This window comes from Comamonas antarctica (genome assembly GCF_013363755.1).
Classification (GTDB): Bacteria; Pseudomonadota; Gammaproteobacteria; order Burkholderiales; family Burkholderiaceae_C; genus Comamonas; species Comamonas antarctica.
In genome coordinates this window covers 3,349,048-3,362,709 of record NZ_CP054840.1, presented here as the reverse complement: position 1 = coordinate 3,362,709, position 13,662 = coordinate 3,349,048, and the positions used below count along the sequence as shown (strand labels likewise).

The 13,662-nt window shown below is 65.4% G+C and carries 14 protein-coding genes; 13 read left to right on the top strand and 1 reads right to left on the bottom strand.

Annotated features, from left to right (window positions below):
* Positions 1-18: 18 nt before the first annotated feature.
* The 13 genes from ubiE to HUK68_RS15490 all read left to right on the top strand — a co-directional run bounded on the left by ubiE (position 19) and on the right by HUK68_RS15490 (position 11,992).
* Positions 19-750, top strand: a complete 732-nt coding sequence (gene ubiE / locus HUK68_RS15550) for a bifunctional demethylmenaquinone methyltransferase/2-methoxy-6-polyprenyl-1,4-benzoquinol methylase UbiE (protein WP_175505005.1) — start codon at positions 19-21, stop codon at positions 748-750.
* A 62-nt stretch (positions 751-812) separates the two neighbouring features.
* Positions 813-1,829 carry a Tim44 domain-containing protein gene (locus HUK68_RS15545; RefSeq protein ID WP_175505004.1) on the top strand — a complete coding sequence of 339 codons (1,017 nt, stop codon included), beginning with the start codon at positions 813-815 and terminating at the stop codon, positions 1,827-1,829.
* 86 nt (positions 1,830-1,915) lie between these two features.
* Positions 1,916-2,482: a ubiquinone biosynthesis accessory factor UbiJ gene (locus HUK68_RS15540; protein ID WP_175505003.1), complete on the top strand. Its 567-nt coding sequence runs from the start codon at positions 1,916-1,918 to the stop codon at positions 2,480-2,482.
* A complete protein-coding gene (gene ubiB / locus HUK68_RS15535; RefSeq protein ID WP_175505002.1) occupies positions 2,479-4,044 on the top strand; it encodes a ubiquinone biosynthesis regulatory protein kinase UbiB in 1,566 nt (521 codons plus the stop codon). The genes HUK68_RS15540 and ubiB overlap by 4 nt, the downstream gene beginning before the upstream one ends.
* A 169-nt stretch (positions 4,045-4,213) precedes the next feature.
* Positions 4,214-5,668 (top strand): high affinity choline transporter 1, encoded by a 1,455-nt coding sequence (locus HUK68_RS15530; protein WP_175505001.1) that lies wholly within the window; start codon positions 4,214-4,216, stop codon positions 5,666-5,668.
* Positions 5,669-5,762: 94 nt separating this feature from the next.
* On the top strand, positions 5,763-6,062 hold the full coding sequence (locus HUK68_RS15525; protein WP_175505000.1) for an FmdB family zinc ribbon protein: 300 nt from the start codon (positions 5,763-5,765) through the stop codon (positions 6,060-6,062).
* Between the two features lie 5 nt (positions 6,063-6,067).
* Positions 6,068-6,685 (top strand): DUF502 domain-containing protein, encoded by a 618-nt coding sequence (locus tag HUK68_RS15520; RefSeq protein WP_175504999.1) that lies wholly within the window; start codon positions 6,068-6,070, stop codon positions 6,683-6,685.
* Positions 6,686-6,726: 41 nt separating this feature from the next.
* Positions 6,727-8,526 (top strand): aspartate--tRNA ligase, encoded by a 1,800-nt coding sequence (gene aspS, locus HUK68_RS15515; RefSeq protein ID WP_175504998.1) that lies wholly within the window; start codon positions 6,727-6,729, stop codon positions 8,524-8,526.
* 153 nt (positions 8,527-8,679) lie between these two features.
* Positions 8,680-9,132, top strand: a complete 453-nt coding sequence (gene nudB, locus HUK68_RS15510) for a dihydroneopterin triphosphate diphosphatase (protein WP_390887814.1) — start codon at positions 8,680-8,682, stop codon at positions 9,130-9,132.
* Positions 9,133-9,145: 13 nt separating this feature from the next.
* On the top strand, positions 9,146-9,901 hold the full coding sequence (locus HUK68_RS15505; RefSeq protein WP_175504996.1) for an endonuclease/exonuclease/phosphatase family protein: 756 nt from the start codon (positions 9,146-9,148) through the stop codon (positions 9,899-9,901).
* Between the two features lie 76 nt (positions 9,902-9,977).
* On the top strand, positions 9,978-10,703 hold the full coding sequence (folE, locus tag HUK68_RS15500) for a GTP cyclohydrolase I (RefSeq protein ID WP_175504995.1): 726 nt from the start codon (positions 9,978-9,980) through the stop codon (positions 10,701-10,703).
* A 3-nt stretch (positions 10,704-10,706) separates the two neighbouring features.
* Entirely contained in the window at positions 10,707-11,129 is a 423-nt protein-coding gene (locus HUK68_RS15495; protein ID WP_175504994.1) for a BLUF domain-containing protein, read from the top strand.
* 218 nt (positions 11,130-11,347) lie between these two features.
* Positions 11,348-11,992, top strand: coding sequence for a LysE family translocator (locus HUK68_RS15490; protein ID WP_175504993.1), 645 nt, complete (start codon positions 11,348-11,350; stop codon positions 11,990-11,992).
* A 172-nt stretch (positions 11,993-12,164) separates the two neighbouring features.
* On the opposite strand, the gene HUK68_RS15485 is transcribed toward HUK68_RS15490, so the two are convergent.
* Positions 12,165-13,655 (bottom strand): ABC transporter substrate-binding protein, encoded by a 1,491-nt coding sequence (locus HUK68_RS15485; protein ID WP_175504992.1) that lies wholly within the window; start codon positions 13,653-13,655, stop codon positions 12,165-12,167.
* Between the last annotated feature and the right edge of the window lie 7 nt (positions 13,656-13,662).

Genomic DNA, 13,662 nt, shown 5'->3' with positions numbered 1-13,662 from the left:
GCTTAGCATGGATGGCATATGAGCACCACACATTTCGGTTTCGAGTCGGTCGATGAAAAGGACAAGGCACGCCATGTGCGCGGCGTCTTCGACTCGGTCGCGTCCAAGTACGACGTCATGAACGACCTGATGTCGGGCGGCCTGCACCGCGCCTGGAAGGCCTACACCGTCATGGTGGCCAACCTGCGCGAAGGCAGCAAGGTGCTCGACATCGCAGGCGGCACGGGCGACCTGGCGCTGGCGTTTTCCAAGAAGGTCGGCAGCACCGGCGAGGTCGTGCACACCGACATCAACGAGGCCATGCTGCGCGTGGGCCGCAGCCGGCTGATCGACAAGGGGGTGCTGCTGCCGACGCTGGTCTGCGATGCCGAGCACCTGCCGTTTCCCGATGCGCATTTCGACGTCGTGAGCGTGGCCTTCGGCCTGCGCAACATGACGCACAAGGACCAGGCGCTGCGCGAGATGTGCCGCGTGCTCAAGCCCGGCGGCCGGCTGCTGGTGCTGGAGTTCTCGCGCGTCGCCAAGCCGCTCACCAAGGCCTATGACTGGTATTCGTTCAAGGTGCTGCCGACGCTGGGCAAGCTGGTCGCGGGCGACGACGCCAGCTACCGCTATCTGGCCGAATCGATCCGCATGCACCCGAGCCAGGACGAACTCAAGCTCCTGATGAAGCAATGCGGCTTCGGCCATGTCGACTACCACAACATGACCGGCGGCATCGTGGCGCTTCATGTGGGTATCAAGTGCTGAGTAGGATAGGAGGCAAGCGTCGAGATGGCGTTTCTTACAATGAATAATGGAAGGAAGATGACATGATGAAGCTTTGGTCTGTCGTACTGGTGGCGATGCTGTCAGTGGTGCATCTGGATGCCGACGCCAAGCGCATGGGCGGCGGCAAGTCCATGGGACAGCAGTCGAACAACGTGACGCAGCGCAATTCCGCCGCGCCCGGCAATTCCGCTGCGCCGACGCAGAATGCCACCAACAACGCGGCGGCCCGTCCCGGCACGCCCGCGCCCGCAGCGGCGGCGCCGAAGAAGCCCTGGGGCGCCATGCTTGGCGGCTTGGCCGCGGGCCTGGGCCTGGCCTGGCTCGCGAATTCGCTGGGCTTTGGCGAGGCGTTTGCCAACATGCTGATGTTCGGCCTGCTGGCAGCGGCCATCATGGTGGTCGTGGGCATGGTGATGCGCGCCCGCAAGGCCAAGGCGGCCAATGCGCCCGCAGCCCGCAGCCCGTTTGCCTTCCAGGGCGCAGGCACCGGCGCAGGCACTGGCGCGGGCGGTGCCGCCGAAGTGCCCATGGCGCGCCAGTACAGCCCGGACAAGGTCGGCAACGATGCCTCGGCCCGTCCCTGGGAAAACCAGGCCGCGGCCTTCGAGTCGGCGGCTCCCGCGGCTGCCGGCGGTTCGCTGATCGGTTCCGGCCTGGCGGCGAACTGGAGCGTGCCCGAAGGCTTCGACGCCCAGGGTTTCCTCACGGCCGCCAAGCGCAACTTCGTGACGCTGCAAGCCGCCTGGGACCGTTCCGACATCGCCAGCCTGCGCGCGATGATGACCGACGGCATGCTGTCGGAAATCCGCACCCAGCTGGCCGAGCGTGAAGCCGAGCATCCCGGCGCCGTGAACCAGACCGACGTGCTGATGATCGAAGCCCAGCTGCTGGGCATCGAGGACCTGGGCGACGGCTACATGGCCAGCGTCGAGTTCTCCGGCATGATCCGCGAGGAGGCTTCGGCCAGCCCGAGCCCCTTCCGCGAAGTGTGGAACATGACCAAGCCCAAGAGCGGCAACAGCGGCTGGCTCGTGGCCGGCGTGCAGGCTTTGCAGTGATTTGCGCGCAAGCGCCCGAGGGAACCTGACGCAACGGCGTTTCAAGGGTTTTGTCGGGCGCGACAACTAGGGAATAATCGGGGACTATGGCAACACAGTCCCCTTTCTCTTTCCTGAACGGCCTCCTGGAACGCGTTGTGACAGGCCCACAACTTCCGTCCTGGCTGGTGCACGAAGTGCAGCAGCGTACGGTGCTGTTCCTCAACCATGTGCTGATGCAGGAAAAGGCGGCAATGGAGCGCCTGGTACGGCAAAAGGGCCGTGTCGCGCGCGTGCAGTGGCGCTCGTACACGATGGCGCTGGCCATCACGCCTGCGGGCCTGCTGGATCTGGCCGAAGCCGATGCCGTGCCAGACCTGCAGCTTGAAGTCACCGACACCTCGCCGCTGGCGCTGGCCCAGGCCGCGCTGCGCGGCGACAAGCCGGCCATCCGCATCGAAGGCGATGTGCAACTGGCGGCCGATATCAACTGGCTGGTCGACAACGTGCAGTGGGACATCGAGGAAGACCTGGCGCGCGTGATCGGCGATGCTCCCGCGCATACCGTATCGCAGGTCGCGCGCAAGGCGGCGCAGACGCTGCGCCAGTTCGTCGGCGCACGCGCGGCAGACAAGACCCGCAGCGGGGAAATCGGCGGCCGGAACCTGCCATGAGCCGCATGCTGCGTGGGTTGACCATCCTCTGGGTGGTGTTTCGGTACGGGCTCGATGAACTGGTACTGTCGGGCTTCAAGCATCCTTCGCTGCGCCTGCTGAGCCGCGTGCTCACCGTGGGGCGGCGCTTCCACACCCCGCGCGGCGTGCGCCTGCGCCAGGCGCTGGAGCAGCTCGGCCCGATCTTCGTCAAGTTCGGCCAGGTGCTGTCGACGCGCAGCGACCTGCTGCCGCCCGACGTGGCGCTCGAGCTGGCCAAGCTGCAGGACCGCGTGCCGCCGTTTCCGCCCGAAATTGCGGTGGCGACCATCGAGCGCTCGTTCCAGCGCCCGCTGTCCGAGATCTTCGTCAGCTTCGAGCTCGAGCCCGTGGCCAGCGCCTCGATTGCCCAGGTGCATTTCGCCGTGCTGCGCGACCGCCATGGCGCGGAGCACGAAGTCGCGGTGAAGGTGCTGCGTCCCGGCATGCTGGCCGTGATCGACAAGGACTTGCAGCTGATGCACATGATGGCGCGCTGGGTGGAGCGCCTGTCGGCCGATGCCAAGCGCCTCAAGCCGCGCCAGGTGATTGCCGAGTTCGACAACTACCTGCATGACGAGCTCGACCTGATCCGCGAAGCCGCGAATGCCGCGCAGCTGCGCCGCAACATGGAAGGCCTGGACCTGGTGCTTATTCCCGAGATCTACTGGGATTTCTGCCATCCGCAGGTCATGGTCATGGAGCGCATGAAGGGCGTGCCGATCAGCCAGGTCGAGCGCCTGCGCGAAGCCGGCGTCGACATCCCGCAGCTGGCGCGCGACGGCGTCACGCTGTTCTTCACCCAGGTGTTTCGCGACGGCTTCTTCCACGGCGACATGCACCCGGGCAACATCCAGGTCAGCCTCGATCCGCAGACCTTCGGGCGCTATATCTCGATCGACTTCGGCATCGTCGGCACGCTGACCGAGTTCGACAAGGAATACCTCGCGCAGAACTTCACCGCCTTCTTCCGCCGCGATTACAAGCGCGTGGCGCAGCTGCACATCGAGAGCGGCTGGGTGCCGCCGACCACCCGCGTCGAGGAGCTGGAGTCGGCCATCCGCTCGGTCTGCGAGCCGTATTTCGACCGTCCGCTCAAGGAGATCTCGCTGGGCATGGTGCTGATGCGCCTGTTCCAGACCTCGCGGCGCTTTCAGGTCGAGATCCAGCCGCAGCTGGTGCTGCTGCAGAAGACGCTGCTCAACATCGAAGGCCTGGGCCGCCAGCTCGACCCCGACCTCGATCTGTGGAGCACGGCAAAACCCTTCCTCGAGAAGTGGATGCTTGACCAGATGGGGCCGCAGCGCCTGTGGCGCGAACTGCGCAACGAGGCGCCGACCTATGCCAAGCTGCTGCCCGAGCTGCCGCGCCTGCTGTACCGCGCGCTGCAGCACAACAACGACGACCAGACCAAGGCCTTGCACGAGCTGGTCAAGGCCCAGCACCGCACCAACAGCCTGCTGCAGGCGCTGGTCTATGGCGGCGTCGGTTTCCTGCTGGGACTGCTGGTGATGCAGATCCTGGTGCGCGTGCGTTTCTACTGAGGCGCACGGGATTGCCTTGAAAGCCCTGCGGGCCCGGGTCGCGGCGCGCAGGGCTTTTTCATGCGCGCATCATTTGCACCACAGATGGCCGGAGGATGGCAAGGAGGGCGCCTATTGCCTTGATAATCCGCAGCGGTTTTGACAATACCCGGGGTTGGAAAGAGCTGCCATGCTGATCACATTCATCGTCCTGTACCTGCTGGCGTCCATCGCGATCGGCTTGTACGCGGCCACGCGCGTGAAGAACACGTCCGACTATGCGGTGGCCGGCCGCAGCCTGCCGCTGGCGGTGGTGGTGGCCACCACGTTCGCCACCTGGTTCGGCTCGGAGACGGTGCTCGGGGTCTCGGCGCAGTTCGTCAAGCAAGGCCTGGGCGGCGTGGTCGAGGACCCGTTCGGCGCCGGCATGTGCCTGGTGCTGGTCGGCCTGTTCTTCGCGTACAAGCTCTACCAGAAGAACCTGATCACCATCGGCGACTACTACCGCCTGCGCTTCGGCCGCACCATCGAGATGCTGTGCTCGATCATCATCATCTTCAGCTACCTGGGCTGGGTCGGCGCGCAGGTCACGGCGCTCGGGCTGGTCTTCAACCTGCTGACCCAGGGCGCGATGTCGGTCACGACCGGCATGGTGGTCGGCACGCTGATCGTGCTGGTCTACACGCTGTTTGGCGGCATGTGGTCGGTGGCCATGACCGACTTCGTGCAGATGATCGTGATCGTCGTCGGCCTGGTGCTGATTGCCTGGTATGCGGCGGACCTCGCCGGTGGCGCGGGCCGCGTGATCGACTATGCGGCCACCGCGGGCAAGTTCCGCTTCTTTCCCGAGAACGCGAGCGCGCACGACTGGCTGTTCTTCATTGGCGCGGGCATCACCATGATGCTGGGCTCGATCCCGCAGCAGGACGTGTTCCAGCGCGTGATGTCGGCGAAGAATGCCTCGACGGCGCGGCGCGGCCCGATCATCGGCGGCATCTGCTACATCCTGTTTGCGTTCGTGCCGATGTTCGTCGTGACGGCGGCGGTGCTGGTCATGCCCGAAACCGCGGCGGCGCTGCTGGCCGACGACCCGCAGAAGCTGCTGCCGACGCTGGTGCTCGAGCGCATGCCGCTGGCGCTGCAGATCGCATTCTTCGGCGCGCTGCTGTCGGCCATCATGTCGACGGCCTCGGCCACGCTGCTCGCGCCGTCGACGGCATTTGTCGAGAACATCCTGCGCAACCTGCGCCCGAACATGTCCGACCAGGCCACGCTCAAAGCCATGCGCCTGTCGGTGCTGGCGTTCACGCTTTGCGTGCTGACCTATTCGATCACCATGCAGGGCAGCTCGATCTACGAGATGGTCTCGGGCGCCTACCAGGTGCCGCTGGTCGGCGCGCTGGTGCCGCTGGCCGCGGGCCTGTACTGGAAGCGCGCCACGACCCAGGGCGCGCTGGCCGCGGTGTTCCTGGGCCTGGGCGTGTGGCTGCTGTTCATCGTCGTGCCGGGCTGGAGCGAGTTGTTCCCGCAGCAGCTCGCCGGCCTGCTGGCCGCGGCGTGCGGCATGTGGGCCGGATCGCTGCTGCCGCAGTGGTTCGGCAACCAGCGCGAGGCGGTGCAGCATTTCGCCCAGAGCGCAGCCTGACAGTGCGGACGGGGCTTGCCAAGCCCTGCCGGCCCCGGGTTCGGGGCGCACGCCTATAATTGAAGGTTTTGCACTTTCCCTCGATTCAAGCGCCATGCCCATTTACGCGTACAAGTGTGCCTCCTGTGGTCACGCCAAGGATGTGCTGCAGAAAATGTCCGATGCTGCGCTGACGCAGTGCCCGGCCTGCAATGCCCAGGCTTTCTCGAAGCAGCTCACGGCTCCGGGCTTCCAGCTAAAGGGCACGGGCTGGTATGCCACCGATTTCAAGAACGGCGGCAGCAAGTCCGCGCCGGCCGCCGCTCCCGCGGCTGAGGCCGCTGCGCCCGCCGCTGCTGCCGCGCCGGCCGCCGCACCTGCCACGCCGGCTCCCGCAGCCGTCGCGGCCGATTGAGTCCCATGGCTGCCTTGCGCAAATGGCTGTTCACCGGCCTGCTGGTGATCGTTCCCGGCGTCATCACCGTGTGGGTGCTGAACTGGATCGTCGGCACGCTCGACCAGACGCTGACCATCCTGCCCGAGAGCTGGCAGCCCGACCGGCTGCTGGGCCTGCACATTCCCGGCTTCGGCGTGCTGTTGACGCTGGCCATCTTGCTGCTGGTCGGTTTCGCCGCCAGCAACTTTGCGGGCCGCAAGCTGGTATCCTGGGGCGATGCCGTGGTCAGCCGCATCCCTGTGGTGCGCTCGATCTATTCGAGCGTCAAGCAGGTGTCGGACACCTTGTTCTCCGAGACCGGCAATGCGTTCCGCACGGCCGTGCTGGTGCAGTGGCCGCGCGAGGGCGTCTGGACCGTGGCCTTCGTCACCGGTTCGCCCAGCGGCGAGATCGCAGCCTATCTGCGCGACGAATACCTCAGCGTGTTCGTGCCCACGACACCCAACCCCACCGGGGGCTACTTCGTGATCGTGCGCAAGAGCGACTGCATTGAACTCGACATGAGCGTGGATGCCGCGCTCAAATACATCGTTTCGATGGGCGTGGTGACGCCACCCGACACCACGCTCGCGGATAAATAACAAACCTTGTCGCGTCCCAAGAGGGCGCAGGAAGACTAGCCATGGCCATGCGCTCCCACTATTGCGGTCTTGTGACCGAAGCCCTGCTGGGCGAAACCGTCACCCTGTCGGGTTGGGTGAACCGTCGCCGCGACCACGGCGGCGTGATCTTTATCGACCTGCGCGACCGCGAAGGCTATGTGCAGGTGGTCTGCGACCCCGACCGTGCCGAGATGTTCGCCACCGCCGAAGGCGTGCGCAACGAGTTCTGCGTGCAGGTCAAGGGCCTGGTGCGCGCGCGCCCCGCGGGCACGACCAACGACAAGCTCAAGAGCGGCCAGATCGAAGTGCTGTGCCATGAGCTCAACGTGCTCAACGCATCGGTGACGCCGCCGTTCCAGATCGACGACGAGAACCTGTCGGAAACCGTGCGCCTCACGCACCGCGTCCTCGACCTGCGCCGCCCCTACATGCAGAAGAACCTGATGCTGCGCTACAAGGTCAGCATGGAAGTGCGCAAGTTCCTCGACGCCAACGGCTTCGTTGACATCGAGACCCCGATGCTCACCAAGAGCACGCCCGAAGGCGCGCGCGACTACCTCGTGCCCAGCCGCGTGCACGACGGCCAGTTCTTTGCGCTGCCGCAGTCGCCCCAGCTGTTCAAGCAGCTGCTGATGGTGGCCGGCTTCGACCGCTACTACCAGATCACCAAGTGCTTCCGCGACGAAGACCTGCGCGCCGACCGCCAGCCCGAATTCACCCAGATCGATATCGAGACATCGTTCATGGATGAGCAGGACATCCGTGACATGTTCCAGGGCATGATCAAGAACGTGTTCCAGACCGCGCTGGGCGTGGACCTGGGCGATTTCCCGGTCATGACCTACCAGGAAGCCGCGCGCCTCTATGGCTCGGACAAGCCCGACCTGCGCGTCAAGCTCGAGTTCACCGAGCTGACCGACGTGATGGCCGATGTCGACTTCAAGGTGTTCTCGGCCCCCGCCACGACGCCCGGCGGCCGCGTGGTTGCCTTGCGCGTGCCCGGCGGCGCGGCCATCAGCCGCGGCGAGATCGACGGCTACACCGAGTTCGTCAAGATCTACGGCGCCAAGGGCCTGGCATGGATCAAGGTCAATGAAGTCGCCAAGGGCCGCGAAGGCCTGCAGTCGCCCATCGTCAAGAACCTGCACGACGCGGCGCTGGCCGAGATCGTCAAGCGCACCGGCGCACAGGATGGCGACCTGATCTTCTTTGGCGCGGACAAGGAAAAGATCGTCAACGACGCCATTGGCGCGCTGCGCATCAAGGTCGGCCACAGCGAATTCGGCAAGGCCAGCGGCCTGTTCGAAGACCGCTGGGCGCCGCTGTGGGTGGTCGACTTCCCGATGTTCGAACACGACGAGGAAAACGACCGCTGGGTCGCCGTGCACCATCCCTTCACCGCGCCCAAGGACGGCCATGAAGACCTGATGGTCACCGACCCGGGCAAGTGCATTGCGAAGGCCTACGACATGGTGCTCAACGGCTGGGAAATGGGCGGCGGCTCGGTGCGTATCCACCGCGCGGAAGTGCAGAAGAAGGTGTTCGATGCCCTCAAGATCACGCCCGAAGACGCGCAAGCCAAGTTCGGCTTCCTGCTCGACGCCCTGCAGTACGGCGCGCCCCCGCACGGCGGCCTGGCCTTCGGTCTGGACCGCATCGTCACGCTGATGACCGGCGCCGAGTCGATCCGCGACGTGATTGCCTTCCCCAAGACCCAGCGCGCCCAGTGCCTGCTGACCCAGGCGCCGAGCCCGGTCGACGAAAAGCAGCTGCGCGAGCTCCACATCCGCCTGCGCAACCCCGACGCCATCAAGGCTTGATGGTTTCGCCGAGCCTGTCATCCTTCCACGGGCTCCGGACGAACGATATGACGGCACCGCCCTGAATCAGGCCGGTGCCGTTTTTTCCTGGCCGCGCGCGGATGGCACGAAAATTACATCTGCCGACAGGGGTAAGCGCGCACAATGTCAGCCATGGCAAAGATTCCCCAATCCGTGCTGGTGGTCATCCACACGCCGCAGCTTGACGTGCTGCTGCTCAAGCGCACCGGGCAGGAGTTCTGGCAGTCGGTTACGGGCAGCAAGGATTTCGAGGACGAACCCTGGCCGGCCGTGGCGGCGCGCGAAGTACTGGAGGAAACCGGCATCGATGCCCATGGCCCGGGCTGCCGGCTGCACGACTGGCAGCTCGAGAACGTCTACACCATCTACCCCGAATGGCAGCACCGCTATGCGCCTGGGGTCTGGCACAACACCGAACGGGTGTTCGGCCTGGAGGTTCCGTCCTACGCTGGTGTGCGCTTGAATCCGCGCGAACACACCGCATTTGCTTGGCATCCTTGGCACGAAGCGGCGGACCGCTGTACCGCAGCATCGAACGCCGAAGCCATCCTGCATCTGCCCCGAATGGCTGTTTCTTCTCTCTGATCATCCGCTGTACATGACTGCTGCCAACCCATCCGACTCCGGCATTTTGCGTGTTGCCACCTACAACATCCACAAGGGTGTGCAGGGACTCGGGCCTGCGCGGCGGCTGGAAATCCACAACCTGGGCCTGGCCGTCGAGCAGCTCGACGCCGATATCGTCTGCCTGCAGGAAGTGCGCAAGATGAACCACCGCGAAGCGCTGTACTTCGAGCGCTGGCCCGAGGTGTCGCAGGCCGAATACCTTGCGCCCGAAGGCTACGAGTCGGTCTACCGCACCAATGCCTATACACGCGATGGCGAGCACGGCAATGCGCTGCTGACGCGCTGGCCCGTCGTAGGGCACAAGCACGAGGACATCTCCGACCACCGTTTCGAGCAGCGCGGCCTGCTGCATGTCGAGATCGAGGTGCAGGGGCGGCGCGTGCATGCGATCGTGGTGCACCTGGGCCTGATCCGCGGCAGCCGCATGCGCCAGATCGCGCAGCTGCAGCGCTTCATCGAGCGCGAGGTGCCGCCGGGTCAGCCGCTGGTGGTGGCCGGCGACTTCAACGACTGGGGTGGGCAGATCAAGCGCATGCTGGCCGGTTTCGGCCTGTACGAGTACGACGATGCGCCGGATGTGCTGACCTATCCCTCGCGCCTGCCGCTGGCCCAGCTCGACCATGTCTATGTGCGCGGCCTCACGCCCTGCGGCCTGCATGTGCCCAAGGGCAAGATCTGGTGGCGCATGTCGGACCATCTGCCGCTGATTGCCGAATTCCAGCTGTGATGCGCGGCTGATTCGCGCGCCGGGCGCCGAAGTCCTTTGCAGGGGCATAAGCGGCAATCGCTGGTAGGATGCCCGCATGCTCAGAGAACCCGCTGCCGACATGACCACAGCCAGCCCCGACGAAGGCACGCCCGTTTCCGTGAAGATCCGCGAGCGGCTTGCCGCGGCACGCAAGCGCTACAACGCCAACGACAACATCGCCGAGTTCATCGAGCCCGGCGAACTCGAGAAACTGCTCGATGAAGTCGAGCACAAGATGCAGGGCGTGCTCGACAGCCTGGTGATCGACACCGCCAAGGACCACAACACGCGCACCACGGCGCGGCGCGTGGCCAAGATGTATGTCAACGAAGTGTTCAAGGGCCGCTATACGCAGGCGCCGGCGATCACCGAGTTTCCCAATGCCGAGCACCTCAATGAATTGATGATCGTCGGCCCGATCACCGTGCGCAGCGCCTGCAGCCACCATTTCTGCCCGGTCATCGGCAAGATCTGGATCGGCGTGCTGCCCAACGAGCACACCAATGTGATCGGACTGTCGAAGTATGCGCGCCTGGTCGATTGGGTCATGGGCCGCCCGCAGATCCAGGAAGAGGCGGTGGTGCAGCTGGCCGACCTGATCATGGAAAAGACCCAGCCCGATGGCCTGGCCATCGTCATGGAAGCCTCGCATTTCTGCATGTCCTGGCGCGGTGTGCGCGAGATGGACTCGAAGATGCTCAACTCGGTGATGCGCGGCGTGTTCCTCAAGGACCCGACGCTGCGCCGTGAATTTCTCTCGTTGATTCCAGGAAGGAACTGATCGATGCTGGTGCGCCTGATCTATGCAAGCCGTGCGGCGGACGACTCCCCCGCGGCGATCGAAGCCATTCTGACCCAGGCGCGCGAGCACAATCCGGCCTCGGGCATCACCGGCGTGCTGTGCTACGGCGGCGGCGTGTTCCTGCAAGCCATCGAAGGCGGGCGCTCGCAGGTCAGCGCGCTGTTCGGCCACATCCAGCGCGATGCGCGCCACCGCGACGTGGAACTGCTGCATTACGAGGAAATCAATGAGCGCCGCTTTGGCGGCTGGACCATGGGCCAGGTCAACCTGTCGCGCATCAACCATGCGATCGTGCTCAAGTACTCCGAGACCATGGAACTCGATCCCTATGCGGTGTCGGGGAAGATGTCGCTGGCGCTGCTGGAGGAGCTGATGGCGACGGCGTCGATCATGGGCAGGGCTTAACTACAGCCCCCACGCTTGCTCGCTTCGCGTAGCTGCGCTGCCCCCAGGGGGGCCCTCGCCGCCTTGGGGCGGCCCGGCGGCGGCTCGATCCGCCCTTCTCGAACTCTCTGCCTGATCGTACCGGCCCTGCGCTTGGCCTCTTGCCGCTCACCATAGAGGGTGTGGTGACCCTGGCTGGTGACGAGCGCCGCGGTTCAAGAGCGCCTGAAAGCCTTTCCATGCCCACTGCCGAAACCCTCATCGCCTTCTTTGGCGTCTCCGTGCTGCTGGCCTTCAGTCCCGGGCCGGACAATGTGTTCGTGCTGCTGCAGTCGATTCGCCATGGCGCGCGTGCCGGCATTGCCGTGGTCGTGGGACTTTGCGCCGGGCTGGTGGTGCACACGGCAGCCGTGGCGCTGGGGCTGGCCGCGGTGTTTGCGTCATCGCCGGTGGCGTTCACGGCGCTCAAGTATTGCGGCGCGGCCTATCTCGCCTATCTGGCCTGGCAGGCCTGGCGTGCACCCGTCACCCAGGCGGATACGGGCGTGGCGCCGGCGGCGCAACGCATGGACGGGCGCGCGCTGCGGCGCATGAGTGCGCGCGGCATGCTCATGAGCCTGACCAATCCCAAGCTGCTGATCTTCTTCCTGGCCTTCCTGCCGCAGTTCGCCGACCCGGCGCGCGGCAGCCTGGCGCCGCAGATCCTGGTGCTGGGCGGCGTGTTCATGCTGGCCGCGTTCCTGGTGTTTGGCGCGATGGCCTGCTTCTCGGGCGCATTTGGCCGCGTGCTGCAGCGCTCGGCCAACGCCCAGCGCTGGCTCAACCGCGCGACCTCGCTGGTGTTTGTCGGCCTGGCCGTGCGGTTAGCCTCTCTACAACGCTGAATAGGCTCCGCATCTACGCCATGACGCGTAGTTCATAGAAACTGGCGTGACCCAGCAAGGGGGCAGCGAGGAAGGGCCGCCCCGCACCGATGCTGCCGTCCCTAGCCGGGCGCCCCCCTCCACCGAAGGTTGAGAGGGGGAAGCGACGTAGTCGCTCAGGGGGTGCTTTAGTTTATGCCCAGGAAAGGGCGGACAGGTCGTTGACGAACACCGGCATGTCCTTCCACAGTCCGCGCAGGCCCTTCTTGGCCACCGTGACCCACTGCGGCTGGTAGAGGAAGGCGTGCACCGAATCCTGCGCAATCAGGCGCTGGGCGTCGCCGAGCAGGCGCGCGCGGTCGGCGGGGCGTTGCGCGCGCTTGATCTGGTCGTACAAGGTGTTGAACGCCTGCGACTGGTAGCCCCAGTAGTAGTCGGTCTTGGCGAAGTTGCCCAGGTCGAAGGGCTCGACATGCGAAATGATCGTCAGGTCATAGTTCTTGTTGCCATAGGTGCCGCTGAGCCACTGCGCCCATTCGACGTTCTGCAGCTTGACCTGGATGCCGATCTTGGCGAGCTGCGCGGCGATGATTTCACCGCCCTGGCGCGCATAGGGGGCCGGCGGCAGCGTCATGGTCAGCGTCAGCGGCAGCTTCACACCGGCCTCCGCCAGCAGCGCCTTGGCCTTCTCGAGGTCGAAGGGATTGACGCCCGTGGTGTCGACGTAGCCAAAGGCCGTGGGCACGTAATAGCTGCCGATGGGCACGCCATAGCCTTCGGCCGCGCCATCGATCACCACCTTGCGGTCGATGGCGGCGGCGATCGCGCGGCGCACGCGCACGTCATTGAGGGGCTTGCGCGCATTGTTCATCGCCATGATGGTCTTCGCGCGCGAGCCGCTGACCTGTACCTCGAAGCGCGGGTTCGACTTGAACTGCGCGACGCTGCGCGGCGACACGCGCGGGAAGCAGTCGATGTCGCCGGCCATCAGCGCCGCGACCTGGGCCGCGGGATCGGGAATGAAGCGGAAGGTGGCGCGCTGGATGTGGATGTCGCGCGCTGCGCGGTAGTCCTTCCAGGCGTTGAGCGTGACGGACGCGCCCTTGCTCCAGCGGCCGACCTGGTAGGGGCCGGTGCCCACGGGCTGGGTGGCGTTGGTGGCCGCGCTCTTGGGCTCGACGATGATCGAGGTGGCCTGGCCCAGCACGAACAGGAAGTCGGGGTCGATGTCTTCATTGGTGATGACCACGGTGTGCGGATCGACGATCTTGATGCCGAGCCCGCTGAAGTTGCGCTTGTCCTTGTTGGTGCTTTTCTCGGCCGCCGCACGCTCGAAGGAGAACTTCACGGTCTCGGCATTGAAGGGCTCGCCGTTGTGGAAGCGCACGTTCTTGCGCAGCTTGAAGGTGAAGGTCTTGAGGTCGGCGCCGACCTCCCAGCTCTCGGCCAGCAGCGGCGAGACGCTGCCGTCGGAATTGATCTTGGTCAGCGTCTCGAACAGGTTGTACTGGACGATCTCGGCAATCGAAGACGCGGCGTTGGCCGTGGGATCGAGCCCTGGCGGCTCGAGCGTGAGCGCAATCACCACGCTGTTCTTCTTTTCCTGGGCCATGGCGCTCCAGGGCGCAAGAAGGGTCGTGCTGGCCAGGGTGCTGGCGGCCAGGACGTGGCGGCGGTTCAACATGGGAGAT